Annotated in this window: 21 protein-coding genes; 9 read left to right on the top strand and 12 right to left on the bottom strand. The window is 55.0% G+C overall.

Annotation, left to right across the window (positions count from 1 at the left end; translation table 11 throughout):
• Positions 1–7 precede the first annotated feature (7 nt).
• The 3 genes from EV680_RS02960 to cydD form a co-directional block, all read right to left on the bottom strand.
• On the bottom strand, positions 8–1555 hold the full coding sequence (locus EV680_RS02960; protein ID WP_132953051.1) for a cytochrome ubiquinol oxidase subunit I: 1548 nt from the start codon (positions 1553–1555) through the stop codon (positions 8–10).
• A 469-nt stretch (positions 1556–2024) separates the two neighbouring features.
• Positions 2025–3668: a thiol reductant ABC exporter subunit CydC gene (gene cydC, locus EV680_RS02955; protein WP_132953049.1), complete on the bottom strand. Its 1644-nt coding sequence runs from the start codon at positions 3666–3668 to the stop codon at positions 2025–2027.
• Positions 3665–5359, bottom strand: a complete 1695-nt coding sequence (gene cydD, locus EV680_RS02950) for a thiol reductant ABC exporter subunit CydD (protein ID WP_132953047.1) — start codon at positions 5357–5359, stop codon at positions 3665–3667. The genes cydC and cydD overlap by 4 nt, the downstream gene beginning before the upstream one ends.
• Positions 5360–5362: 3 nt before the next feature.
• Here cydD and EV680_RS02945 point away from each other — a divergent pair, with 3 nt between their 5' ends.
• The gene (locus EV680_RS02945) at positions 5363–5794 is read left to right on the top strand and encodes a metal/formaldehyde-sensitive transcriptional repressor (protein WP_425316040.1); all 432 of its coding nucleotides are present in this window, start codon (positions 5363–5365) and stop codon (positions 5792–5794) included.
• 55 nt (positions 5795–5849) lie between these two features.
• On the top strand, positions 5850–6968 hold the full coding sequence (locus EV680_RS02940) for an S-(hydroxymethyl)glutathione dehydrogenase/class III alcohol dehydrogenase (protein WP_132953045.1): 1119 nt from the start codon (positions 5850–5852) through the stop codon (positions 6966–6968).
• Between the two features lie 238 nt (positions 6969–7206).
• On the opposite strand, the gene EV680_RS02935 is transcribed toward EV680_RS02940, so the two are convergent.
• From EV680_RS02935 to EV680_RS02925, 3 genes are all read right to left on the bottom strand, one after another.
• The gene (locus EV680_RS02935; RefSeq protein ID WP_132953043.1) at positions 7207–7836 is read right to left on the bottom strand and encodes an NAD(P)H-hydrate epimerase; all 630 of its coding nucleotides are present in this window, start codon (positions 7834–7836) and stop codon (positions 7207–7209) included.
• A 200-nt stretch (positions 7837–8036) separates the two neighbouring features.
• A complete protein-coding gene (lolD, locus tag EV680_RS02930; RefSeq protein ID WP_132953041.1) occupies positions 8037–8720 on the bottom strand; it encodes a lipoprotein-releasing ABC transporter ATP-binding protein LolD in 684 nt (227 codons plus the stop codon).
• Entirely contained in the window at positions 8713–9963 is a 1251-nt protein-coding gene (locus EV680_RS02925) for a lipoprotein-releasing ABC transporter permease subunit (RefSeq protein ID WP_132953039.1), read from the bottom strand. Before EV680_RS02925 ends, lolD begins: the two co-directional genes overlap by 8 nt.
• A 481-nt stretch (positions 9964–10444) precedes the next feature.
• On the opposite strand from EV680_RS02925, the gene adhP reads away from it, so the two are divergent.
• Complete coding sequence (adhP, locus tag EV680_RS02920) at positions 10445–11479, top strand: alcohol dehydrogenase AdhP (RefSeq protein WP_132953037.1); 1035 nt, start codon at positions 10445–10447, stop codon at positions 11477–11479.
• A gap of 252 nt (positions 11480–11731) precedes the next feature.
• Positions 11732–12232, top strand: coding sequence for a Rid family hydrolase (locus tag EV680_RS02915; protein ID WP_132953035.1), 501 nt, complete (start codon positions 11732–11734; stop codon positions 12230–12232).
• Positions 12233–12615: 383 nt separating this feature from the next.
• Here the strand turns inward: EV680_RS02915 and prfA are convergent, their stop codons facing one another.
• Positions 12616–13692 carry a peptide chain release factor 1 gene (gene prfA / locus EV680_RS02910; RefSeq protein ID WP_132953033.1) on the bottom strand — a complete coding sequence of 359 codons (1077 nt, stop codon included), beginning with the start codon at positions 13690–13692 and terminating at the stop codon, positions 12616–12618.
• Between the two features lie 98 nt (positions 13693–13790).
• Between prfA and EV680_RS02905 the strand changes: the two genes are divergently transcribed.
• Entirely contained in the window at positions 13791–14420 is a 630-nt protein-coding gene (locus EV680_RS02905; RefSeq protein ID WP_132953031.1) for a 4'-phosphopantetheinyl transferase family protein, read from the top strand.
• A 231-nt stretch (positions 14421–14651) separates the two neighbouring features.
• Here the strand turns inward: EV680_RS02905 and EV680_RS02900 are convergent, their stop codons facing one another.
• The 4 genes from EV680_RS02900 to EV680_RS02885 all read right to left on the bottom strand — a co-directional run bounded on the left by EV680_RS02900 (position 14652) and on the right by EV680_RS02885 (position 19507).
• A complete protein-coding gene (locus EV680_RS02900) occupies positions 14652–14837 on the bottom strand; it encodes a hypothetical protein (RefSeq protein WP_132953029.1) in 186 nt (61 codons plus the stop codon).
• Positions 14838–14896: 59 nt separating this feature from the next.
• Complete coding sequence (locus EV680_RS02895; RefSeq protein ID WP_132953027.1) at positions 14897–15364, bottom strand: acyltransferase; 468 nt, start codon at positions 15362–15364, stop codon at positions 14897–14899.
• Positions 15365–15503: 139 nt separating this feature from the next.
• Complete coding sequence (gene gyrA / locus EV680_RS02890) at positions 15504–18275, bottom strand: DNA gyrase subunit A (RefSeq protein ID WP_243650327.1); 2772 nt, start codon at positions 18273–18275, stop codon at positions 15504–15506.
• A gap of 203 nt (positions 18276–18478) precedes the next feature.
• Entirely contained in the window at positions 18479–19507 is a 1029-nt protein-coding gene (locus EV680_RS02885) for a sensor histidine kinase (RefSeq protein ID WP_132953025.1), read from the bottom strand.
• A 51-nt stretch (positions 19508–19558) separates the two neighbouring features.
• On the opposite strand from EV680_RS02885, the gene argH reads away from it, so the two are divergent.
• The 4 genes from argH to recA all read left to right on the top strand — a co-directional run bounded on the left by argH (position 19559) and on the right by recA (position 24200).
• A complete protein-coding gene (gene argH / locus EV680_RS02880; RefSeq protein ID WP_132953023.1) occupies positions 19559–20941 on the top strand; it encodes an argininosuccinate lyase in 1383 nt (460 codons plus the stop codon).
• Positions 20942–21318: 377 nt separating this feature from the next.
• Positions 21319–22278 carry a tRNA 2-thiocytidine(32) synthetase TtcA gene (gene ttcA / locus EV680_RS02875; RefSeq protein ID WP_132953021.1) on the top strand — a complete coding sequence of 320 codons (960 nt, stop codon included), beginning with the start codon at positions 21319–21321 and terminating at the stop codon, positions 22276–22278.
• 258 nt (positions 22279–22536) lie between these two features.
• Positions 22537–23025, top strand: a complete 489-nt coding sequence (locus tag EV680_RS02870) for a DUF456 domain-containing protein (protein WP_132953019.1) — start codon at positions 22537–22539, stop codon at positions 23023–23025.
• 128 nt (positions 23026–23153) lie between these two features.
• On the top strand, positions 23154–24200 hold the full coding sequence (gene recA / locus EV680_RS02865; RefSeq protein WP_132953017.1) for a recombinase RecA: 1047 nt from the start codon (positions 23154–23156) through the stop codon (positions 24198–24200).
• A 470-nt stretch (positions 24201–24670) separates the two neighbouring features.
• Here the strand turns inward: recA and cueR are convergent, their stop codons facing one another.
• On the bottom strand, positions 24671–25072 hold the full coding sequence (gene cueR / locus EV680_RS02860; protein ID WP_207894273.1) for a Cu(I)-responsive transcriptional regulator: 402 nt from the start codon (positions 25070–25072) through the stop codon (positions 24671–24673).
• Between the last annotated feature and the right edge of the window lie 24 nt (positions 25073–25096).

Raw genomic sequence — 25096 nt, 5'->3', positions numbered from 1 at the left:
TCGCTCCTTAATGCTCTGACTGTTCGTTATCGTATTTGCCGGTGCCCAACGAGCCCGGGCCTATGCGGATGTATTTCTGCATCAAATACACTTCGATAATCAGCAACACGGCGTAAAACGCAATAAAGCCGGCCAGCGAGCCATAAAGCGAATTTACCGACAATGAAGAAGCCGAAAGGCTGGTGGGCAGCACGCCGTAAATCGTCCACGGCTGGCGGCCGTATTCAGCCACAAACCAGCCCGCTTCAATCGCCAGCCACGGCAAGGGCAGCGAAATCACCGCCAGGCGCAAAAGCCACGGCTTATCGGCAAACGTGCCTTTGAGGGAAGACCAAAAGCTCAAACCAAACACCAGCAGCATGGCAAAGCCGCAAGCCACCATAATGCGGAAGGTGAGAAACATCGGCCACACGGTGGGCACCGAATCGCGCGCGGCCGCGGCCACCATTTCCGGCGTGGCCTGGCTCACGTCTTCAATATGCTGCTTCAGCAAAAGGCCGAAACCCAAATCTTCCTGATGCGCTCGGAAAAGAGCTTGCGCTTCGGTGTCTTTATGGTTTTTGCGCAAAGCTTCCAGCGCCACCACCGCATGGCGGCCCGACTCGATGCGCTGCTCGTTTTCCGCGATGATTTCTTTAATGCCCGGTATCGGCGTGTCGAGCGAGCGTGTGCCGATGATGCCCATTACATAAGGAATATGAATGGCATATTCGTTGCGCATTTCTTTTTCATTCGGAATGGCAAACAAATTAAACGAAGCCGGCGCAGGCTCGGTTTCCCACATCGCCTCCAGCGCCGCCATTTTGGTTTTCTGCGCCTTGCCGATGCTGTAGCCCGATTCGTCGCCCAACACCAGCACCGACAAAATCGCCGCCATGCCGAATGCGGCAGCGATGCGGAAGCTTTTTTTGGCAAATTCTACATCTTGCTTGCGCAGGATATACCAGCTGGAAATCGACAACACAAACATGGAGCCGGCCACATAACCTGCCGACACGGTGTGCACAAATTTATTTTGCGCATCGGGGTTGAGCACCACTTCGAGAAAGCTGGTCATTTCCATGCGCATGGTTTCGAAATTAAACACCGCGCCCACCGGATTTTGCATCCAGCCGTTGGCCACCAAAATCCACAAGGCCGAAAGATTGGTGCCCAAAGCCATAAAAATGGTTACCATCAAATGCTGGCGGCGCGACATTCTTTCCCAGCCGAAAAAGAAAAGTCCCACCAGCGTGGCTTCGAGGAAAAAGGCCATCAGCCCTTCCAGCGCCAGCGGTGCGCCGAAAATATCGCCGACATAATGCGAGTAATACGACCAGTTGGTGCCGAACTGAAATTCCATCGTGATGCCTGTGGTGACGCCTAAGGCAAAGTTGATGCCGAAAAGTTTGCCCCAAAATTGGGTCATGTCGCGGTAGATTTCCTTGCCGGTCATCACATATACAGCTTCCATGATGACCAAAATCCACGCCAAGCCCAAAGTGAGCGGCACAAACAAGAAATGGTACATAACGGTAATCGCAAACTGCAGCCGCGATAATTCGACCAAGTCCATAATGATGCTCCTGTGTGGTTAAACGCCGTTTCGCCCACACCGGCCATTGCGCCGCGCCGCAAGATGGCTCGCGCTACGGTGCTTTTTTCGGTGTGGTTGAAATGGTTGAAATTGAAACTAAGCTACATTCTAACGCCACGCGATGCACAAATAAAAGCACGTTTACGTTTGATATGCCCTAGCCTGAGCGCTTCCCCGCACGCAGTTTGCGCCGCCCGCATCACAATATGCACACAGGCAGCGCCCCGATAAAAGCCGCAAACAGCGGCCGAAAGCATCATGTGCCGCTCAAATTTCCGCATTCGATATAAAGCAGATTGAATTCAAAAAAACAATCTGCACCGCTTTCAGACGGCCTTTTCAGACGGCCTCAAGGCTTTTCTTTTTTTGTATTAATACAATATATAGTTTGTATTGTGCAATTAAACGCCAAGCCGCTGTTTTTGTCAACGATGCCACGCCCGCAGGCTCATGCCTTTTCCTGCAAACGCAAAACCTGAAAATCGGCTTGCGCAGGCGGCTGATGGCTCACCACAATCAGCAAGCCTTGCGCCCGCTCTTGCAGCAGCATGGCGCTCACCGCTTCGCGCGTGGCCGCATCCAGGCCGGCAAAAGGCTCATCGAGCAGCAGCAAAGCGCGCGGCTTGAGCAAAAGCCGCGCCAGCGCAATGCGCCGCGCCTGCCCGCCCGACACCGCCGCGCCGTATTCGCCCAAGCGGGTTTGCAAACCTTGCGGCTGCGCCCGCGCCCAATCGGCCAGCCGCACTTTTTCCAGCACTTGCCACAATGCATCATCATCGGCACCGGCCTTGCCCAGGCGCAGGTTTTCGGCCAACGTGAGGTCGAAAATATCCACTTGCTGCGCCAGATAGCCCACTTCATCGCCGGGCAGAAAATCGGCAAAATCCTGCCCGTTGAGTTTCAGACGGCCTTGCAGGGGCGCAAGCTCACCGGCGAGCACATCGAGCAAAGTGGATTTGCCCACGCCCGATGGCCCCGCAATCAGTAAGGCTTGGCCGCTTTCCAGCACAAAGTTCACATGCTCCGCGCCGTTTAACGCGCCCGCCCTTTTGGCGCTGATGTTTTCCGCGCTGAATATCAGGCTGCCCTGCGGCCAGCCGGCCGCTGCTTTTTCGGCGGCAGGCTTCGCGCTGCCCAACGCATTCAAGCGGTCACGCGCGGCGCTGCTGAAGCCCAGCGCCATAAATTGCGCAGCCAGCGGCGTGAGCACTTCATTCAAACCAAACACCGCCAACACCATCGCCAACAACACCGGCACACCCAACGCCCCGCTCTCCAACAGCGGCCACCCCTGCCACAAAAGCAAAGCCACCAGCAGCGCCAGTGCACATTGCTGCAACCACACATACACGCTCGCCCATTGCTGCTGGCGCAATTGCAGGCACCCATATTCGGCATCGGCTTCAAGAAACGAGGTTTCGCAATCTGCCCAACGCCGCCACAACAATAACGAAGTGATGAGGCTCAGCGGCATCAGCAAGCGCCGGCGACGCTCTTCGGCCGCCTGCGTGTCTTGCCGCGCCGGCACCATGCCGCGCCAAGCCGCCAGCGCGGGCAACACCACACCGGCCAGCAGCAAAGGCGGCAGCACATAAAGCAGCAAAGCCGGTGCGGCCAGCAGCAGCCACAACACAAAGGCCGTCTGAAGCAGCAGCGCCCACAGCCACGGCATCAAAAAACGCAGCGGCCATTGGTCGAGCAAATCGATATCGCTGGTGAGCCGGTGCATGCTGCCGGCGGAAACCACATCAGCGCTGCCCGCTGCGGCGGCCAGGCGGCCGAAAAAGCGCACACGCAAATCGCGCAGCAAAGCCAGCACGGCATTGTGCGAAGCCAGCCGCTCGCCGTAGCGACCCGCCGTGCGCACAATCGCCAGCGCACGGATAATCGCGCCGGGGCGGAAATAGTCAAACATATAAGCCGTGGCCAGCGCCACCACCCCGGCCGCCGCCGCCGCGCTGATAAACCAGCCCGACACCGCCAGCAAAGCCACCGTGGCCAATAAAGTTACGGCACCGAGCAGCCACGCCACCGACCACATGCCGCGCCGGCTCTGCCACAAATCGCGCAAACGGATATCTTGACGGCTCATTTCGCGCCCTCCAGCACCACCACATCATCCAGCCACGGCACCGCCGCCAAATCGTGGCTCACCAGCAACACGGTTTTGCCGCAGCTGATTTGCCCCAACACGCGGTATAGCTCAGCCGCCGTTTCCTCATCCAAATGCGCGGCAGGCTCATCGAGTAGCCAAAAATGGGCATCCCGTAACAATAATTGTGCCAACGACAAGCGCTGCTGCTGGCCGCCCGAGAGCCCCAACCCGCGCTCGCCCAATGGTGTGTTTAAGCCATCGGGCAGGCGTTGAATCAAATCCCACAAGCCGACTTCACTTAAAACTTTTTGCATTTGCGCCTCATCCGCACCGGCTTTGGCCAAGCGCAGATTATCGGCGATGCTGCCGGGCAGAAGCGTGGCGGTTTGCGCCAGATAAGCGCTTTGCCCTTGCAGGTATTTTTTGTCCAGCGCGGCAAAATCTTCGCCGTTGAGCACAATCCGCCCTTCATACGCGCTAAAACCGAGCAAAGCTTGCAACAAGCTCGATTTGCCGATGCCGCTCACGCCGCCGATGCCGATGCGCGCACCGGCTTTCACAGCAAAAGAAGTGGGCGCCAGCCGCTCGCGCCCTTCTGCGCCCATAATGCGCACGCCGGTCAATTGCAGCGAAGGCGCAGCGTTTAAATCCATTTTGATGCCGCTTTCAGACGGCCTTTGCCCCTCTGCCGCATCAAGTAAGGGCTGCAAAGCTTCCGCCGCCGCCTGCGCCTGCGCCTTGGCGTGATAATCGTTGCCGAGCTGGCGCAGCGGCGCGTAAAACTCAGGCGCAAGCAGCAAAATAAACAAAGCGCCCTCATAAGGCACCGGCACCACGCCTTTTGCCCACGGCAACACGCCGATCAAGCCCAAACCCAAATAAACCGCCACCAGCGCAATCGCCAGCGAAGCAAACAATTCCAGCACCGCGCCGGATAAAAACGCCAGCGCCAGCACGCTCATGGTGCGCTTTTGATAAACCAGCGCCGAAGCCGACACCTGCTTTTCCGCCTGCGCCACCGCATTCAAGCGGCGTAAAGTGGGCATGCCGCGCACCAAATCGAGAAAGCGCCCGCCCAATTGCGAGAGCGTGTCTAATTGTTGGCGGCTTTTTTTGGCCGCCGCCGTGCCCACCAATATCATAAACAAAGGCACCAAAGGCGCGGTGAGCAGCAGCAGCGCCGCCGCCAGCTTGCTGTGATAAAACACCGCCGCCGCAATCAGCAAAGGCGTGGCCACCGCCACCGTGCGCTGCACATAAAAGCGGCTGATATAGCCATCGAGCGCATCCACCTGCTCCAAAATTTGCGTGCTCAGCGCCCCATCGCTGCCGAAATGGCTGCGCGCCGGCCCCAACGCCGCCAGCGCATGCAGCAGGCGGCGGCGCACACCATGGCGCACATGCAGGCTCAGCTTTTGCAGCACACGCTCTTTCAATAAAGAAAGCAAAGGCCGTAGAAGCAAATACATCATAATTAACAGTAAAATAGTCCGCAGGCCGTCTGAAAGCGGTTTCTGCCCGGCTGAGGCCGCATTGAGCCAACCGGCAAACAAAGCCGCCAGCAGCGCGCTTTGCCAGATAAACAGCACCACCGCCGCCAAAGCCAGCAAAAGCGGCAGATAAAGGCGGCGGCGGTAAGGGCGCATCAAGCGCTCGAGCGGATTTTCGGGGCGGGAAAGTCGGCGCATCGGTTGGCATACCCTTCACAAAACACGCCGACAGGATTATCGGCGCTGCCCGATTATAAACATATTCAGACGGCCTTGCGCCTTTCCTGTGCAGCGCTTGCCAATGCGCCCTATCTTTTTTATACTGCCCCCAGTATTCAGGAAAAAGCCATGCCCCATCACCCGCAAGACAAAAAACGCGCCGTCAACCGCCTGCGCCGCATCCGCGGCCAGGCGGAAGCTTTGGAGCGCGCCATTACCGACGGCCAAGACTGTGCCGCCGTGCTGCAACAGATTGCCGCCATGCGCGGCGCGGTAAACGGCTTGATGCGCGATGTGATGGAAAGCCATTTGCGCGACTCATTCAGCCATGAAAGCTGTGATAATCCGCAGCATCAAGCCTTGCAGCAAAAGCTTGATGAAGCGGTGAGCCTGGTTAAATCGTATATCAAATAGCAGATAGTGGGCGGAGTATCTGCCCCTTTGCAAACCCACCAACCGGAGAATCATTATGGAATTCATCAAAACCCGCGCCGCCGTGGCTTGGGCACCCAACGAGCCTTTGAAAATCGAAGAGCTGGATTTAATGCCGCCGCAAAAAGGCGAAGTGCTGGTGCGCATTGTTGCCACCGGTGTGTGCCACACCGATGCCTATACTTTAAGCGGCCAAGACAGCGAAGGTGTGTTTCCCTGCGTGCTCGGCCATGAAGGCGCGGGCATTGTGGAAGCCGTCGGCGAGGGCGTCACCGATTTTGAAGTGGGCGACCATGTGATTCCGCTCTACACCGCCGAATGCGGCAAATGCAAATTCTGTTTGTCCGGCAAAACCAACCTCTGCTCATCGGTGCGCGCCACGCAGGGCAAGGGCTTGATGCCCGACGGCACGGTGCGTTTTTTCAAAGACGGCCAGCCGATTTACCACTATATGGGCTGCTCCACTTTCTCGGAATACACCGTGGTGGCCGATGTGAGCTTGGCGAAAATCCAGAAAGAAGCGCCGCTGGAAGAAGTGTGCCTGCTCGGCTGCGGCGTCACCACCGGCATGGGCGCGGTGATGAACACCGCCAAAGTGAAGCGCGGCGAAACCGTGGCCATTTTCGGCCTCGGCGGCATCGGCCTGGCCGCCGTGATCGGCGCGCGTATGAGCGGCGCTTCGCGCATTATCGGCATCGACACCAACCCCTCGAAATTCGCGCTGGCGCAAAAACTGGGTGCCACCGAATGCATCAACCCGAAAGATTTCGACAAGCCGATTCAGGATGTGGTGATCGAAATCACCGACGGCGGCGTGGATTATTCGTTTGAATGCATCGGCAATGTCGACGTGATGCGCGCCGCGCTCGAATGCTGCCACAAAGGCTGGGGCGAGAGCGTGATTATCGGCGTGGCACCTGCCGGCGCAGAAATCAAAACCCGCCCGTTTCAATTGGTTACCGGCCGCGTGTGGCGCGGCTCCGCATTTGGCGGCGTGAAAGGCCGCAGCGAATTGCCCGGCATCATCAGCCAATACATGAAAGGCGAATTCGCCCTCAGCGATTTCATCACCCACACCATGCCGCTGGAAGAAATCAACACCGCCTTTGATTTGATGCACGAGGGCAAATCCATCCGCAGCGTGATTCATTATTGATCACCTATACAAATCGTTATAGTGGAATGAATGAAAAACTTATACAAAAATAAGAAATTTAGCATCATGTGTAGGGTGTGTGGCGCAGCCACGCACGCGGTTTAAACGGCTTCTGCATATGGCTTGCTACATGCGCCTGTATAAGTTTTTCTTTCATTCCACTATATTATCTTTCATTCCACTACATTATAAGAAGGCCGTCTGAAACATTGTGTTCAGACGGCCTTTGTTGATGGAATTATTGAATGCCTATGTCCAAACACACAATCTCGCCGCACACCGCCCTGCCCGCATCCATAATGTGCGCCGGCTTGTAGGCGCCGAATGTGTAGGTAAGCTCGGCGCGAAACACATCGGCATCCACATCGCCCGTGTCGCCATTGAGGCCGGTGGGCATATCCAGCGCCACTTTCAGGCCGTCTGAAGCATTAAGCAAGCGGCAGCAATCGGCCACCGCAGCAGGCAGCCTGCCGGCAAAACCGGTGCCGAATATGCCCTCGATAAGCACATCGTAGCGCTGCTGCGCCAATTGCCCCGGCAGCGCTTGAGCGCCGATAAAGCTTATGCCCGCCAGATTGAGCAGACGGCGGCGGTTGGTTTCGGCCAGCGGCGACAATTCGCTGCCCAACACAAACACCACATCGCAGCGCCAGCCCTCGGCCTGCAACAGCCGCGCCATCACCAAACCATCGCCGCCATTATTGCCCTTGCCGCACACCACCAGCGCGCGGGCCGGCTCAGGGTGGCGGCGCAACAAATCGGCCGCCGCTGCGCCGCCGGCATTTTCCATCAATTGCTCAAAGCTCGTGCCCGCATCCACAGCCATTTGCTCGTGCGCACGCATCTGCGCAGCGGTATACACTTTCATGGTTTGCTCCCAAATTCAGACGGCCTCAACAGCAAGCGCCGCAAACATTGGTGCTGATTATAAAACAGAAAAATGGCGGCAATATGAATCAAGGCCGTCTGAAACTTTTTTCAGACGGCCTTGATTCAATTTAAAAACAACTTAAAACCCAGCAGCACGAATACAATCGGGCAACAGCAGCTCAAATCAACGCACCGGCGTCAGGCTTTATCGCTCAAGCGCCCATCGCTCATCATCATCACGCGATCAAAGCGCACGGCCAACTCATCATCGTGGGTGACCACCACCAGCGCTGTGCCCATTTCGTTTTTCAAATCCAGCATCATATCGAGAATATTTTGCGCATTTTTGCGGTCGAGATTGCCGGTGGGCTCGTCGGCCAGCAGGCATTTGGGCTGCGTCACCAATGCGCGGGCAATGGCGGCGCGTTGGCGCTCGCCGCCCGACAATTCGCTCGGCCGGTGCAAGGCGCGTTGGTGCAAACCCACTTTTTCCAGCATCGCCGCCGCCGCCGCTTCCGCCTCGGCTTTGGGCTTTTTGCCGATTAAAAGCGGCATCATCACATTTTCCAACGCCGAAAATTCGGGCAGCAGATGATGGAATTGATACACAAAGCCCAGATAGCGGTTGCGCAAATCGCCCAGCTGCTTTTGGCTCATCTTGCCCAAGTCGTTGCCCATCAGATTCACGCTGCCCGAAGTGGGCATGTCCAGCCCGCCCAAAATATGCAAGAGCGTGGATTTGCCGCTGCCCGAAGCGCCGATAATGCTCACGCTCTGGCCTTCGGCCACATCGAAATTCAGGCTGTCGAGCACATCCACATGCAATTCGCCGTCGCGATAGTTTTTGCTCACCGAGCGGCAAGCCAACACCGTATTATTCATAACGCAAAGCCTCCGCCGGTTGGGTTTTCGCCGCACGCCAGCTCGGATAGAGCGTGGCCAAAAATGCCAGCACCAGCGAAATGCAGGCGATAAAAGCCACATCGCCCATGTTCACATCGCTGGGCAGATAATCGATAAAATAAATTTGCGAATTAATCAGGTGCACCCCGAAAAGCTTTTCAAAAAACGCCACGATTTTGCCCACATTCCAGCCCAGCAACACGCCGCAAATCACGCCGATCAAGGTGCCGAAAAAGCCGGCAAACGCGCCCTGCACCATAAAAATCTTCATCACCCCGCCCGGCGGCAGCCCCAAAGTGCGCAAAATGGCAATATCGGCCTGCTTCTCGGTAACCGCCATCACCAACGACGACACCAAATTAAACGCCGCCACCGCAATAATCAGCGTGAGAATGATAAACATCATGCGCTTTTCCAATTCCACCGCCTCAAAATAGCTGCGGTTTTGAAACGTCCAGTCGCGCACCCACACTTTGTCTTGCGCAGCCGCCGGAATCAGATTGGCGATAAAGGCGGGCGCATTTTGCGGGTCGGCCAGCTTCAAGCGCAAGCCGCCCACGCCGTCGCCCAAGCGGTAGAGCACTTGCGCATCCTGCAAATGCGTGAGCGCAAGCGAATTATCCACCTCATACACGCTGGTTTTCACCACGCCCACCACATTAAACTGCTTCAAGCGCGGCACCACGCCGGCGGGGGTGACATTGCCCTCAGGCGTGATCACCGTTACCTTGCCGCCCACTTCCGCGCCCAAAGCCTGCGCCAGCCCTTCGCCCAACACAATATCAAACTCACCCGGCTTCAAATCGGCAAAGCTGCCCTGCGGCATATTTTTACCGTAATCCACCACTTTGTTTTCTTCTTCAGGCAAAATCCCGCGCAGCTGCACGCCGCGCACCTCGCCCGCATTGGCCAACAACGCCTGATCGGCCACATAAGGCGCGGTGGCCAACACCTCTTTTCTGCCCGCCGCATATTGGCGCAGGCTCTGCCAGCCTTCGCCATTGCCCGTGTCGTAATAGCCGATTTCCGCATGCGGCGCCACATTCAAAAGCTGGCCGCGAATCTCTTTTTGAAAGCCGTTCATCACCGAGAGCACCACAATCAGCGCGGTGACGCCCAGCGCGATGCCGGCAATCGAAATCATGGTGATAAACGACATTAAACCATTGCGTTTTTTGGCCCGCAAATAGCGCAGGCCGATCCAGGTTTCCAAAGAAGCCATATATACAGGCCGTCCTTAACAATCAACAAAGCGGGCATTGTACCGCAATTCGGGTTAAATCGGTTTAGGCTCGGTTTACATTAATATCGAATATTGGCGCGTGAAAAGTGCAATCCAGCCGAGAGGCCGTCTGAAAGCTTTCAGACGGCCTGTTTGTCAACAATGATATAGCATAACATTTACGCAGGCTTTCAATCGGGCAAACCCCTTGATGATTATCAATCGCGCCCTGCCCCGATTTGGTTATACTGTAAACACACACATTGATTACTGGGCGGTTTGGCTTCATTAAAATATCAATATTTATGGCAGCCTCAGACGCGGAAATTTCCAACCCGCTCCCGCAAGGGTTTGCCCACATTTCAGCCGCGAGTCAGGTTTTGAGCAAAAAAGCATGTTTGCAAGGCGGAAAGCACGGCAAGGTTGCACACTTTGCGCGCATTTCCATTGATTCGATATCACCAACCAAGGAGTATCTACTATGAAAGCAGCAGTGGTTAACCAAGCCTGTACAGGCGTTGAAGTGATTGAAAAAGACCTGCCCAAAATCGGCGCGGGCGAAGCGCTGGTGGAAGTGGAATATTGCGGCGTGTGCCACACCGATTTGCACGTGGCCGCCGGCGATTACGGCAAACAACCCGGCCGCACGCTCGGCCACGAGGGCATCGGCATTGTGAAAGAAGTGGCGCCCGATGTGACCAACCTGAAAGTGGGCGACCGCGTGAGCATTGCTTGGCTGTTTGAAAGCTGCGGCCATTGCGAATATTGCAACAGCGGCCGCGAAACCTTGTGCCGCACCGTGAAAAATTCGGGCTACACCGTAGATGGCGGCATGGCCGAATATTGCGTGGTGAGCGCCGATTATGCCGTAAAAGTGCCCGAAGGCCTCGACCCGGCACAAGCCAGCTCCATCACCTGCGCCGGCGTTACCACTTATAAAGCCACCAAAGTGGCCGGTGTGCGCGCAGGCCAGTGGATTGCCATTTACGGCGCCGGCGGCTTGGGCAACCTCGCCGTGCAATACGCCGCCAAAGTGTTCAACGCGCGCGTGATTGCTGTCGATATCAACGACGACAAGCTGGATTTGGCCAAAAAAGTGGGCGCGGAATTCACCGTGAATGCCGCCAAAGAAGATGCGGCCGAGCGCATTAAAGAAATCACCGGCATCGGCGCACACGCCGCCATGGTGACCGCCGTGTCTAAAGCCGCATTCAACAGCGCCATCGATTGCGTGCGCGCCGGCGGCCGCGTGGTGGCCGTGGGCCTGCCGGTGGAAACCATGGATTTGTCTATCCCCCGCACCGTGCTCGACGGCATCGAAGTGGTCGGCTCGCTGGTGGGCACGCGCCAAGATTTGGCCGAAGCCTTCGATTTCGGCGCGCGCGGCATCGTGGTGCCGGTGGTGCAAACCCGTGCGCTGGATGAAGTGGGCGATATTTTTGAAGAAATGCACGCCGGCAAAATCCAAGGCCGCATGGTGCTGGATATGAAAAAACCCTGCGGGCACAATCATTGAGCTTGATGATGGATTGTGATGAATAGGTAGCCCCAGAGGCCGTCTGAAAAGCAAACAGCTGACTTATCAAAGATTGTTGCAACAAACCGTGTCATATCGACATGTCGGACAATTTTTTGACAGGCAACGCGGCTTTCAGACGGCCTCTATGTTTTATATCGGCCGTGGGTTTCATGCATACGATTACGCCGCAAAAACGCGGCGTGCGCACCTACGACGGGCTATCGAATGTAACGGCAAAGGAATGCATAAATGAATAACTTGTCAAAATTATTGCTTGCCGGCGTGTGTTTAGCTATCAGCAACGCCGCTTGGGCTGACGAAATCACCCGCCACCCCCTGCCGAATTTCCCCACCTCGCTGGCAGTGGAAGTGCCGGCCGGAGCCAGCACGATTTATTTGAACGGCGTGGTGCCGGGCATTATCGACAATAAAGCGGATCCGCGCAGTGAAGCGGCTTACGGCAACACGGCGCAGCAAACGGCCAACGTGTTGGCCGAAATTGAAAAACGCCTGAAAAGCTTGGGCTTGGGCATGAGCGATGTGGTGAAAATGCAGGTTTTTTTAAAAGCACCACAAGGGCAGAACGACATGGATTTTCGCGGCTTTTCCCAAAGCTACTTGCGTTTTTTTGATGCAAAGGCGGGCGTGAAACTGCCTGCACGTTCTTTATTGCAAACGCAGGGGTTTGCCAACCCCGGTTGGCTGGTAGAAATTGATGTGATTGCGGCCAGACCGGCGCAAAACCGATAGCAAGGTACGATTAGCTTTGTCAAAACAATGCGTAATCGTAGGCATGAAGCACTATGCCGTCTGCAATTTTTTTTCAGACGGCATCGCTTGGTTTGATACATTTAAGCAAGCCGCAGCGACGATCAGCTTTGTCAACACAAAGCGTAATCGTAGACATGACACACAGATGCCGTCTGAAACCTTTTTTCAGACGGCATCTGTGTTCCGCATTCAAAGCAAGCCAACGCAGGAAGCTTATTTTTGGACCGGGCATTGCGCGCAAATGAAAAGTAGCAAGCCGTAGGTATGATTAGCTTTGCCCAAACAAAGCATAATCATACGCATAGCACACAAATGCCGTCTGAAACAGTTTTTCGGTTTGGAAATGTTTTATTCAAAAACGCTTATTCCGCCATGCGCGCCAGCAATTCCGCCTGATGCTCGGCGCTCAGCGCGCCGGTGAGCTCGTCCAAATCGCCGTCCATAACAAAATCAAGTTTATGCAAAGTGAGGTTGATGCGGTGGTCGGTCACGCGGCCTTGCGGGTAGTTGTAGGTGCGGATGCGCTCGCTGCGGTCGCCGCTGCCGATCAGGCTTTTGCGCTCGGCCGCTTCTTTGGCTTGCGCTTCGCGCTTTTGCATATCGTTGAGGCGCGCGGCCAGCACTTTCATGGCCTGCGCTTTGTTGGCGTGCTGCGAGCGGCCGTCTTGGCATTCCACCACCATGCCGCTGGGCAAGTGGGTGATGCGCACGGCAGAATCGGTTTTGTTGATATGCTGCCCGCCGGCGCCGCTGGCGCGAAACGTGTCGATGCGCAAATCGGCAGGGTTCAGCTCGATTTCTTCCAATTCATCGGCTTCGGGCATCACCGCCACGGTGCAGGCCGAAGTGTGGATGCGGCCCTGGCTTTCGGTGGCCGGCACGCGCTGCACGCGGTGGCCGCCCGATTCGAATTTGAGCTTGCTGTAGGCGCCCAGCCCGATAATGCGGGCAATCACTTCTTTATAGCCGCCCAAATCGCTTTCGTTGGCCGACACGATTTCCATCTGCCAACGGTTGCGCTCGGCAAAGCGGCCATACATGCGCAGCAAATCACCGGCAAACAAGGCCGCTTCGTCGCCGCCGGTGCCGGCGCGCACTTCGATAAAGATGTTTTTATCGTCATCGGCATCTTTAGGCAGAAGCAAGGTTTGCAATTCGTTGCCCAGCGCTTCGATTTTCGCCTGCGCCGCTTCGATTTCTTCAGCGGCAAAGTCTTTCATTTCCGGATCTGCCAGCATTTCCTGCGCCTCGGCCAAATCGCTTTGCGCCTGCCGGTAGCGCTGAAAAGCTTCCACCACCGGCGTGATTTCCGCATGCTCGCGCGTGAGCTTGCGATAATTATCCATATCGGCGGTGGCCTCGGGCGAGCCGAGCAAATGGGTCACTTCTTCAAGGCGCTCGGCCAGTTGCTGCAATTTTTCCAGAATAGACGGCTTCATAATGGCGCGTTTCACAACATTGATAACAAGATGCGGCATTTTACACGAGCCGGCCACTTACTTCTATAATCGTTTTTTTCTGCCCGCTTTTGCCGCTTATGTCCGATTTGCATATTGATTTGCTTATAGCCGATGCCGTTTGTGCACCGGATTATCAAGCCGCCCTGCTTGACCAAGCCGACCGCGCCCGCGTGAGTGCCGCACCGGCGCTGGCGATGCGCACCGATTGGCAGGTGAGCCGCTTTTTAAAACAACAAACAAAAGCGCCCGTGCTGTCGCTCTCGCACAGCCACGGTGCAGCGCTTTTGGCGGCCGGGGCTTATCCGCTGCCGCTGGGCGTGGACATCGAATGGCTGCGGCCGCGCGATTTTTCGGCGCTGGCGGATTTATCGTGCAGCGCCGAAGAGCGGCAATGGCTGGCGGCGCGCGGCTGGCGTGCGGCAGATTATTACCGCTTGTGGTGCACCAAAGAAGCCTTAATTAAGGCCGCCGGGCTGGATTTTCCGGCAGACTTGCCGCATGCGGGTGTGTGCCGGCAAGGCGGGCACGCAAAATTGCACATCGGCGGCCAAAGCGGCTGGCAAGGCTTTGCCGGCTTGTGCGGCGGCTGGGCGCTGGCCTGCGTGTGGCCGGATTGGGCAAGCCCGCAGATGCGCTGGCAATATTTCGGCACTCTGGCGCAGCCTCAGCACACCGTTTGCAAGGTGTGGCATTTTTCACCGGAATAAGCAGCGGCCAAGGCTTTCAGACGGCCTCGCATGCCGTACAAACATAATATAGTGGAATGCATAAAAAAAGTGACACAACGGGTAGGTTAGGTTGATAAACCCAACAAGCACACAGGCCGTCTGAAATGTTGGGTTTATCAACCCAACCTACCCGTTGTGTCACTTTTTCTTGCATTCCACACTATAGTACGGCAAGGCGAGACAACGAAGTTAGGTTTTTTTGGATTGGTATCAGACAGCTGCGGATTGCCGCAAAGCAAACACAATACCAATTGCCCGCCTTTCAGCGATTTTTAGCCCCTTATGCCATTTTTTTAAAAGCAGCGTAGGTGCGCACACCGGGTTTTGCGCGGCGTAATCGTAGGCATGAACATCCACCGCTGCATAAAACAAAAAGGCCGTCTGAAATACTGACATTTCAGACGGCCTGTTTTAACTGCAGGGCTTGGCAACCCAACTGCGCTCGTTCACAACGTTCAATCCAGCAGGTTTTTCCTGATTACCGCCGGATTACCCGCCGCCACGCTGTAAGGCGGCACATCTTTCGTTACCACTGAAGCAGCACCGATGGTAGAGCCTTCGCCAATGGTTACACCGCCCATGATGATAGCGCGGCGACCCAACCAAACATTATCTTCGATAACAATCGGCCGAACATCGGTGTAGCCATCGTATTGCTTGGTTACTGGGTCGAATTTATGTTGATAGGAATAAAACAAGCATTCGGGGCCCATAAACACATTTTTGCCAAGCGTAAGACCTTTGCAAATCTCGCTGTTCACACCTATGCTCGAATTTTCACCAACCACCGTATCTGCCAGCACATAAGCGCCTTTTTCGATATTCACATTTTTCGCGATATTATCGGAAATCCGGCAGGCGAAAAAATAGCGGACTTTTTTCGCCACCGGGCCAAACGGCTTTTCGTAAGAAGGGGGAAGCATAGAACCGATCATTCTCAACAACCTCAAGTAAATCTTCTTTTTCACAGACACTCTCTCTTTACTTCATTTGTTCAAGTGAGTTTAGAGTGCGGAAATCAGCAAATAGTTTACACGACCCTTTAAATTAAATACTCAAATCTCATAATTCATCTTCATTTTCCGGCATCAAGGCCTCGATTTGAGTGGAAATTTCAGTCTCTTCTTCTGATTCCGGTATTGTTTCTTCCGGCTCGGCCACGCGCTCCAGGCTTACCAAGGTTTCGCCTTCGTCCAGATTAATCAGGCGCACGCCCGCTGCGGCGCGGCCGGTTTCGCGGATTTGCTCGACCTTGGTGCGGATGAGCACGCCGCCGCTGGTGATCAACATCAAATCATCGCTTTCAGCCACCAGGGTTGCCGCCACCAAATCGCCGTTGCGCTCGCCGGTGTTGATGGCGATATTGCCCTGCCCGCCTTTGCCTTTGCGGCTGTAGTCGCCAATCGGGGTGCGTTTGCCGTAGCCGTTTTCCGTGGCGGTGAGCACTTGCAGCCCTTCTTGCGCTTCACATTCGGGTGCAAAAGTAATCAGGCTCACAATGCGGCCGTCATCAGGCAGGCGCATGCCGCGCAAGCCGCCGCTACCGCGGCCGGAGGGGCGCACGCCTTTGTTGGCTTTGGGCGCACTGCTCTCGGCGGCATCGCCCTCTTCGCCGCTATCTGCATCGATTTCTTGATCGTCTTCGCTTTCTTCGGCTTCGCTGCTGCCTTCCCAATATTCGTTAAAGCGGATGGCTTTGCCCAAATTGGAAAACAGCATGATATCGTGGCAGCCGCCGGTTTTCGCCACGCCCACCAGCGAATCGCCTTCTTTGAGCGCAATCGCTTTAATACCTTGGGTGCGCACGTTTTTAAAGGCGCACAGCTGCACTTTTTTCACCATGCCTTGTGCGGTGGCGAAAAACACATATTCATCTTCGGGGAAATCGCGCACCGCCAAAATGGCGCTTACTTTTTCGCCTTCATCAAGCTGAATCACATTATTGATCGGGCGCCCGCGGCTGTTGCGGCCGCCTTCGGGCAGCTTGTAAACTTTAATCCAATGGCATTTGCCCAAGTTGGTGAAACACATTAGATAATCGTGGGTGTTGGCCACAAACAGGGTTTCGATAAAGTCTTCGTCTTTGGTGGCTGCGGCCTGTTTGCCGCGCCCGCCGCGGCGCTGCGCCTGATAATCGGTGGTGGGCTGGGTTTTGATGTAGCCGCCGTGGGTGAGCGTTACCACCATTTCGCGCGGCGGAATCAGGTCTTCATCGGCAATATCGCCGCCAAACGGGTTGATTTCACTGCGGCGCTCATCGCCGAATTGGGCTTTGATTTCTTCCAGCTCATCATTGATGATTTGGGTGATGCGCTCGGGCTTGGCCAAAATATCCAGAAAATCAATAATCTGCGCCATAATGTTTTTATAATCGCCGATAATGCTGTCTTGATCGAGGCCGGTAAGGTTACGCAGGCTCATGCGCAAAATGGCATCGGCTTGCAGCTCGCTCAAATAATAACCTTCGTCCTGCAAGCCCAGATTGGCAGGCAGGCCTTCTGGGCGCGCCATGCTCAAATCGAGATCGGTGCGGCCGAGCATCTCTTCCACCAGCGATGAGCGCCAAGCGCGTGCCAGCAGGCGCACTTTGGCTTCGGGCGCATCGGCGGAAGTTTTAATCAGCTCGATCATTTCGTCGATATTCGACAAAGCCACGGCTTTGCCCTCGGCGATATGGCCTTCGTGACGGGCTTTTTTCAGACGGAATAAGGTGCGGCGCGTTACCACTTCGCGGCGGTGGCGCAAAAATTCGCTCAAAATCTGCTTGAGGTTGAGCAGGCGCGGCTGGCCGTCGACCAAGGCCACCATATTGATGCCAAAGCTGTCTTGCAGCTGGGTGAGCTTATAGAGCTGGTTTAACACCACTTCGGCATTTTCGTTGCGCTTGAGCTCGATCACCACGCGCATACCCGATTTATCCGATTCGTCGCGCAAATCGGACACGCCTTCCAGCGTTTTCTCGCGCACCAATTCGCCGATTTTTTCCACCAATCGGGCTTTGTTTACCTGATAGGGAATTTCATCAATGATAATGGCTTCGCGCTCGCCGTGTTTGCCGATGGGCTCGATATGGGTTTTGCCGCGCATCACCACGCGGCCGCGGCCGGTTTTATAGCCTTCGCGCACGCCGCTCAAGCCGTAAATGGTGGCGCCGGTGGGAAAATCGGGCGCCGGCATCAGTTGAATCAATTCTTCGATGCTCATTTCGCCGTTGTGCAGCAACGCCACGCAGGCATTGATGGTTTCGCTCAGATTATGCGGCGGAATATTGGTGGCCATGCCCACGGCAATGCCGGATGAACCGTTTACCAGCAAAGCGGGAAAGCGGGTGGGCAACACCAGCGGCTCGTGCTCGCTGCCATCATAGTTGGGGCCGAAATTTACGGTTTCTTCTTCAATGTCAGCCAGCATTTCGTGGGCGATTTTCGCCATGCGGATTTCGGTATAACGCATGGCCGCTGCGCCATCGCCGTCTACCGAGCCGAAGTTGCCCTGCCCGTCGATCAACACATAGCGCAATGAAAAATCCTGCGCCATGCGCACAATGGTGTCATACACGGCGATGTCGCCGTGGGGGTGGTATTTACCGATCACGTCGCCCACGATACGGGCGGATTTTTTATAGGCGCTGTTCCAGTTGTTTTTCAGCTCGTGCATCGCGTAGAGCACGCGGCGGTGCACGGGCTTCAAACCATCGCGCACATCAGGCAGCGCACGGCCTACAATCACGCTCATGGCGTAATCGAGATAGCTGCGGCGCATTTCGTCTTCAAGGCTGATGGGAATGGTTTCTTTGGCGAAGTGGTGGTCGTTGCGTACGGTGGCGTCGGTCATAATGGATATTTCGATTTCAGCAGATAAATGTGTGTCGATTTTAGCACAAAACAGGGGCTGGTTGGCGGCGCGTTGCCAAGATATACGGCTTGCATTTTTTTCAGACGGCCTCAGGTATTTACACCTTTTTAGGCCCATTATTCACATTTCATCCGCAAGCCGGATTTTGAACCAACATTGCCGTGATGAATTGTGAACAGACCCTAACCAAACAAGCGGTTGATATCAGATGATTCTTTGCGGTAAGGCAGGCGGATATCCACCCGGAAAACCCCATCGAGCTGGCGGCTTTTGATTTGCGCATCGTTGTCATACATCAGCGTGAGCCGCTCTTGCAGATTGCGCAAAGCCATCGAATTGCCTTTGTGCGGCTTCACGTTGTCTTCGCTCTCTGAGGGCACATAAGGGTTTTCGATGCGGATATAAATCCAATGATTTTGGCGGGTGGTTTTCACCGAAATCATGCCCGGACGGTGAGTGGATTCAATGCCGTGAAACACTGCATTTTCAAGCAAAGGCTGAAGCAGCAGGTGCGGCGTTTCCGCATCATCAGGCGCATCGTGCTGCCACATCACCTGCACCCGTGTGGGGCCCATGCGGATTTGCTCGATGGCCACATATTCCTGCGCCCATTCGATTTCCTGCCTCAAAGTGCTGTTTTGGCTGCCATCTTTGAGCTGCGCCCGAAAAAGATTGGCTAAGTTTTCCAGCAAGGTTTCCGCATCATAAGGGCGCAGGCGGATCAGGCTGATGGCGGCATTGAGGCTGTTAAACAAAAAATGCGGGCGGATGCGGGCGGTGAGTGCTGTGAGGCGCGCCTCAGAGAGCGCCGGCGTGAGCGTGCGCCGGCGCACCCCTTCGCTATACATAAACATCAGCAAAAAGCTGTTGAATTGCCAAAAATGCTGCCAAAAATAAAGCAGCTCGCCCAGCAGCAAATGATCTACCAGCACGAAAAAGCCCACGCCCGCCCCATAGGCAATCGGCACGGCAAAGCGGCTGCCCGCCAAAAAATCGCCGGAAAGATAGCCTGCCACCACCAGCAAAAGCAAAGTCGGCCCCGCCCAAGCCGCCGTCACATAAACCACCTTGCCATAATCGGCTAACGATGCAACCAGCAAGGGGAAAAGCAACACGCAGGCAAAAGCAAACAGCATCAATCTTTGAATCGAGCCGAAATTACGCATATCCGGAACCGCAAACAAAGACCTTATTTGACGTATAATGGGCATAAGCAACAAACCTTAACTTCTAAAAACCAACAACGCAGTGGATAATTAAGCATGACGGATAATAAAACATGGTCGGGCCGCTTCAACGAGCCTGTTGCCGAGCTGGTGAAAAAATACACCGGCTCGATTGATTTCGACAAACGTTTGGCCAAATGGGACATACAAGGCTCGCTGGCGCATGCGCAAATGCTGCAGCAAGCCGGTGTGTTGAGCGCAGAAGATTTGGCCGCCATCGAGCAAGGCATGGCCGAAATTATAGCAGAAATCGAAGTCGGCAAAATGCCTTGGTTGCTGGATTTGGAAGACGTGCACATGAATATCGAGCGGCGCCTCACCGATAAAATCGGCGATGCTGGCAAACGCCTGCACACCGGCCGCAGCCGCAACGATCAAGTGGCCACAGATATCCGCCTGTGGCTGCGCGATGAAATCACCGAAATTCAGGCGCTGCTGCAAAGCCTTCAGGCTGCCCTGCTCGATTTGGCCGAGCAAAACGCCGAAGTGGTGATGCCCGGCTTCACCCACTTGCAAGTGGCCCAGCCGGTGAGCTTCGGCCACCACATGCTCGCTTATGTGGAAATGCTCGGCCGCGACCACGAGCGCATGGCCGATTGCCGCCGCCGCGTCAACCGCATGCCGCTGGGCGCCGCCGCGCTGGCCGGCACCACTTATCCCATCCGCCGCGAAACCACCGCCCAATTGCTGGGCTTTGAGCAAATCTGCCAAAATTCGCTCGATGCCGTGTCGGATCGCGATTTTGCCATCGAATTCACCGCCGCAGCCAGCCTGGTGATGATTCATTTGAGCCGCCTTTCCGAAGAGCTGATTTTATGGATGAGCCCGCGCTTCGGCTTTATCGACATTGCCGACCGCTTCTGCACCGGCTCCAGCATCATGCCGCAAAAGAAAAACCCCGATGTGCCCGAATTGGTGCGCGGCAAATCCGGCCGCGTGATCGGGCACCTCACCGGCCTGATGATGCTGATGAAATCGCAGCCCTTGGCCTACAATAAAGACAATCAGGAAGACAAAGAGCCGCTGTTTGACACGGTAGACACGCTAATCGACACCTTGCGCATTTATGCCGACATGATGCGCGGCGTTACCGTGAAGCCCGAAAACATGCGCGCGGCCGTGATGCAGGGCTTTGCCACCGCCACCGATTTGGCCGATTATCTGGTGAAAAAAGGCATGCCTTTTCGCGACAGCCACGAAGTGGTGGCGCTGGCCGTGCGCCATGCCGACCGCGCCGGCGTAGATTTGAGCGAGCTGCCGCTCGAAGATCTGCAAAGCTTTTCCGATTTAATCAACGAAGATGTTTACAACGTGCTCACGCCCGAGGGCAGCCTTAATGCCCGCAACCACTTGGGCGGCACCGCGCCCGAGCAAGTGCGCCGGCAAGTGGCGCGCTGGCGCGCCCTTATCGCCGGCTGAGTCCAGCGCAAACAAAAAAATATACTTTTTTATATAAGCATTTATCAGGCCGTCTGAAAGTTTTCAGACGGCCTTTCGCTTACACGCAGTAATGTTAATAAACCGCTTGAACAGCGTTTATGATACGAAGCGATATTTCATTATTTGATTATCTCTTTTCATTTATCATACCCATTCAAAAAAGTAAGCTAACAAGGCGGCGAGCCGCAGACAGTACACACGTACGGCAAGGCGAGACAACGAAGTTAGGTTATTTTTTTGGATTGGTATCAGGCCGTCTGAAACTTTTTTCAGACGGCCTGATAAACAACAGCCGTTTTGCGCCTGTTTCACGATAGCGTATAATTGCCGCTTGAATTTTCACCCTGCACAAAACCATGTCTAAAAAACCGAAACACGAGCTGGAAAACAACAAATTAAACAAGCGCCTGCGCCATGCCGTGGGCGATGCTGTTAATGATTTCAACATGATTGAAGCCGGCGACAAAATCATGGTGTGTCTCTCGGGCGGCAAAGACAGCTATGCGCTTTTGGATATTTTGCGCCAGCTTCAAGCCAGCGCGCCGATTGATTTCGAGCTGATGGCCGTCAACCTCGACCAAAAGCAGCCGGGCTTTCCCGAGCATGTTCTGCCCGAATATCTGCAAAGCATCGGCGTGCCCTACCACATCATCGAAGAAGACACTTATTCCGTGGTGAAGCGGGTGATTGAAGAGGGCAAAACCACCTGCTCGCTGTGCAGCCGCCTGCGCCGCGGCGTGCTTTACCGCGTGGCAAAAGAATTGGGTTGCAGCAAAATCGCGCTCGGCCACCACCGCGACGATATTTTGCAAACGCTGTTTTTAAATATGTTTTACGGCGGCAAGCTCAAAGCCATGCCGCCCAAGCTCGTGAGCGACAATGGCGAACACATCGTTATCCGCCCCTTGGCCTATGTGAAAGAAAAAGATTTGGCCCGCTATGCCGAGCTGAAACAATTTCCGATTATCCCGTGCAACCTGTGCGGTTCGCAGCCCAATCTGCAACGGCAGGTGATTAAAGAAATGCTCAACGATTGGGACAAACGCTTTCCCGGCCGCATCGAGAGCATGTTTTCAGCGCTGCAAAACGTGGTGCCCTCGCACCTGGCCGACCCCGATTTATTCGACTTCAAATCACTCGCAAAAGGCCAAGCGCTCAAGCACGGTGGCGATTTGGCGTTTGACCGCGAAAGCATGCCACCGCAATTTGCCACCGCTTCAGACGGCCTTAATGACAGCGCTGAAAACAGCATTAAAATAGAAGCGGCTGCACCGCAAAAAGTGATCAATATTTTGGCCAGCAGGCCGAAAGCCTAAACCCTAAAGCAGAGCGTTTGCGCCCATTTAAATACAAATAGCCGTCTGAAACCTTTCAGACGGCCATTTGTATGCACTTCTTTGCAGATATAATCTATTGGCCTGTCATCACAACAAACCTAAAATCATACGCATCTTCAAATAAACAAATATAAACATCCGCGCCGGCATTGAATTTAGCGCTTTTCCCCGCATGTAAAAGGCCGTCTGAAACCTTTCAGACGGCCTCTGTTTTAATATGCAAACACAAGGACAAACATGCTCATCATTCTCATCATTCTCGGCCTGATGGCGCTCTTGATCGGCCTGCTCGGCACCGTTTACCCCGCCATTCCCGGCCTCGGCCTGATGTTTGCCGGCGCATGGCTGCTGGCCTATGCCGGCGATTATCAAATTATCGGCACTGGCACGCTGGTGTTTCTCGGCGTGGTGGCCGCCGTGGGCACCGCCATGGATTATATCGCCGGCATGCTCGGCGCCAAATTCACCGGTGCCAGCAAAACCGCGCTTTGGGGCGCTTTAATCGGCGGCATCGCCGGCGCTTTTTTCTCGCTGCCCGGCCTGTTGCTCGGCCCCTTGCTCGGCGCCGGCATCGGCGAATTTTGGGCGCGCAAAGATTTATGGTCGGCCGGCAAAGTGGGCGTGGGCACGTTTATCGGCTTTATCATGGGCGTGATTGCCAAAGTGGGCTGCGCACTCACCATTATTTTAACGCTGGCCGTGCTGGGCATTATCAGCCTGTTTTAAAAGCCCTTATTTCGCTTACAAAGTGAATTCGGCTCACCAAAAACAACAAAATTAAAATAAAACTATACTTTTTCTTATTTTATGAGACAATAGCTAAGATAATTCTTAGTTTACACACGAGAGCCCTTATGTCAGACGAAAAAAGCAAAGCCTTGGCCGCCGCCCTAGCCCAAATTGAAAAACAATTCGGCAAAGGCTCCATCATGAAAATGGACGGCAGCCATAAAGACGAAAACCTCGAAGTTATCTCCACAGGTTCACTCGGCCTCGATTTAGCCCTCGGCGTCGGCGGCCTGCCGCGCGGGCGCGTGGTGGAAATCTTCGGCCCCGAATCTTCCGGCAAAACCACCCTCTGCCTCGAAACCATCGCCCAATGCCAGAAAAACGGCGGCGTGTGCGCCTTTATCGATGCCGAAAACGCGTTCGACCCCATTTATGCACGCAAGCTCGGCGTGAAAGTGGAAGACTTAATGGTGTCTCAGCCCGACACCGGCGAGCAGGCGCTCGAAATCTGCGATATGCTGGTGCGCTCCGGCGGCGTAGACATGGTGGTGGTCGATTCCGTGGCCGCGCTCGTGCCGAAAGCCGAAATCGAAGGCGAAATGGGCGACAGCCACGTCGGCCTGCAAGCCCGCCTGATGAGCCAGGCTTTGCGCAAGCTCACCGGCCACATCAAAAAAACCAACACGCTGGTGGTGTTTATCAACCAAATCCGCATGAAAATCGGTGTAATGTTCGGCAGCCCCGAAACCACCACCGGCGGCAACGCGCTCAAATTCTATGCCTCCGTGCGCCTCGATATCCGCCGCACCGGCCAGATTAAAAAAGGCGACGATGTAATCGGCAACGAAACCCGCGTGAAAGTGATTAAAAACAAAGTCGCCCCGCCCTTCCGCCAGGCCGAATTCGACATTCTCTACGGCGAGGGCGTGAGCTGGGAAGGCGAATTGATCGACATCGGCGTGAAGCACAATATCGTCGACAAATCCGGCGCCTGGTATAGCTACAACGGCGCCAAAATCGGCCAAGGCAAAGACAACGTGCGCCTGTGGCTGAAAGAAAACCCCGCCATCGCCACCGAAATCGACGCCCAAATCCGCGCCGCCGTGGGCGTGGACATCGACATCACCGAAGGCAAAATCGACGACACCGACGGTGAAACGCCGGAAGAATAAACGCTTGAAATAAAACGCCAAAGGCCGTCTGAAAGACTTTTCAGACGGCCTTTGCTGCATATAGTGGAATGCAAGAAAAAAAGATACAACTACGCTCTATAACGGTGTAGGTTGGGTTGCTAAACCCAACGTTTCAGACGGCCTGCGGGCTTGTTGGATTTTCAACCCAATCTACCCGTTGCGTCACTTTTCTTGCATTCCACTATAACTACGGTCAGCTTTGTCAAAACAAAGCCTAACCATACGCATGAAACTTGCATTCAAACCATTCAAGCAAGCAGCAAAGCTTCAGACAACCTGAAAACTTTCAATCAACTTAAAGCCGATATCATCGTTCATACCTACGATTGCACCGCAAAAACGCGGCTAATCACGCCTACCATCATTACGGGCTTGGCGGCGCTTACCTACAAACAACACAATGGCATAGATGCAGCCAAACAGCAAAACGCCGAATACAATATTTTTCATCATGGTGTGCCTTTATTTTCAGAGAGTTGCTCGATAATCGCGCAATCAGGCTCTTGGTTGCCCTTGCAGCAGTCGTACCAGCCCTGCAGCGTGTCGGCCATACTTTGCAGACGGTTGATTTTATGCTGCAAGGCGCTGATGTGTTCGCCCACCAATTGCTTCACATCGGCGCTGGCGCGGTGCGGGTTGTGTTTCAATTCGAGCAGAGTTTGAATTTGGGCGAGCGAAAAATCCACCTCGCGCGCGTGTTTGATAAAGTGCAGCGTGTCAAGGTCGCGGGCGCTGTATTGGCGGTAGCCCGCTTCGCTGCGCCCTGCCGGCGGAATCAAGCCCAGCCGCTCGTAATCGCGTATCATTTTGCTGGAAAGGCCGCTGAGGCGTGCAGTTTCACTGATGTTCATAATAAAGGCCGTCTGAAAGATTAA

The organism is Uruburuella suis, assembly GCF_004341385.1.
In the GTDB taxonomy this organism is placed as follows: Bacteria; Pseudomonadota; Gammaproteobacteria; order Burkholderiales; family Neisseriaceae; genus Neisseria; species Neisseria suis.
Note: the sequence above shows the minus strand (reverse complement) of the source record. Positions and strands in the feature narration are given on the sequence as shown.

What these genes read in the sequence shown, in the direction of transcription:
- EV680_RS02900 (WP_132953029.1), bottom strand. Translation starts at nt 14,837, where the DNA reads ATGTCAGTATTTCAGACGGCCTTTTTGTTTTATGCAGCGGTGGATGTT.
- EV680_RS02895 (WP_132953027.1), bottom strand. Translation starts at nt 15,364, where the DNA reads ATGCTTCCCCCTTCTTACGAAAAGCCGTTTGGCCCGGTGGCGAAAAAA.
- EV680_RS02905 (WP_132953031.1), top strand. Translation starts at nt 13,791, where the DNA reads ATGTCCGATTTGCATATTGATTTGCTTATAGCCGATGCCGTTTGTGCA.
- lolD (WP_132953041.1), bottom strand. Translation starts at nt 8,720, where the DNA reads ATGAATAATACGGTGTTGGCTTGCCGCTCGGTGAGCAAAAACTATCGC.
- cydD (WP_132953047.1), bottom strand. Translation starts at nt 5,359, where the DNA reads ATGCGCCGACTTTCCCGCCCCGAAAATCCGCTCGAGCGCTTGATGCGC.
- argH (WP_132953023.1), top strand. Translation starts at nt 19,559, where the DNA reads ATGACGGATAATAAAACATGGTCGGGCCGCTTCAACGAGCCTGTTGCC.
- recA (WP_132953017.1), top strand. Translation starts at nt 23,154, where the DNA reads ATGTCAGACGAAAAAAGCAAAGCCTTGGCCGCCGCCCTAGCCCAAATT.
- EV680_RS02960 (WP_132953051.1), bottom strand. Translation starts at nt 1,555, where the DNA reads ATGGACTTGGTCGAATTATCGCGGCTGCAGTTTGCGATTACCGTTATG.
- EV680_RS02870 (WP_132953019.1), top strand. Translation starts at nt 22,537, where the DNA reads ATGCTCATCATTCTCATCATTCTCGGCCTGATGGCGCTCTTGATCGGC.
- prfA (WP_132953033.1), bottom strand. Translation starts at nt 13,692, where the DNA reads ATGAAGCCGTCTATTCTGGAAAAATTGCAGCAACTGGCCGAGCGCCTT.
- EV680_RS02940 (WP_132953045.1), top strand. Translation starts at nt 5,850, where the DNA reads ATGGAATTCATCAAAACCCGCGCCGCCGTGGCTTGGGCACCCAACGAG.
- ttcA (WP_132953021.1), top strand. Translation starts at nt 21,319, where the DNA reads ATGTCTAAAAAACCGAAACACGAGCTGGAAAACAACAAATTAAACAAG.
- EV680_RS02925 (WP_132953039.1), bottom strand. Translation starts at nt 9,963, where the DNA reads ATGGCTTCTTTGGAAACCTGGATCGGCCTGCGCTATTTGCGGGCCAAA.
- cueR (WP_207894273.1), bottom strand. Translation starts at nt 25,072, where the DNA reads ATGAACATCAGTGAAACTGCACGCCTCAGCGGCCTTTCCAGCAAAATG.
- EV680_RS02915 (WP_132953035.1), top strand. Translation starts at nt 11,732, where the DNA reads ATGAATAACTTGTCAAAATTATTGCTTGCCGGCGTGTGTTTAGCTATC.
- adhP (WP_132953037.1), top strand. Translation starts at nt 10,445, where the DNA reads ATGAAAGCAGCAGTGGTTAACCAAGCCTGTACAGGCGTTGAAGTGATT.
- gyrA (WP_243650327.1), bottom strand. Translation starts at nt 18,275, where the DNA reads ATGACCGACGCCACCGTACGCAACGACCACCACTTCGCCAAAGAAACC.
- EV680_RS02885 (WP_132953025.1), bottom strand. Translation starts at nt 19,507, where the DNA reads ATGCCCATTATACGTCAAATAAGGTCTTTGTTTGCGGTTCCGGATATG.
- cydC (WP_132953049.1), bottom strand. Translation starts at nt 3,668, where the DNA reads ATGAGCCGTCAAGATATCCGTTTGCGCGATTTGTGGCAGAGCCGGCGC.
- EV680_RS02935 (WP_132953043.1), bottom strand. Translation starts at nt 7,836, where the DNA reads ATGAAAGTGTATACCGCTGCGCAGATGCGTGCGCACGAGCAAATGGCT.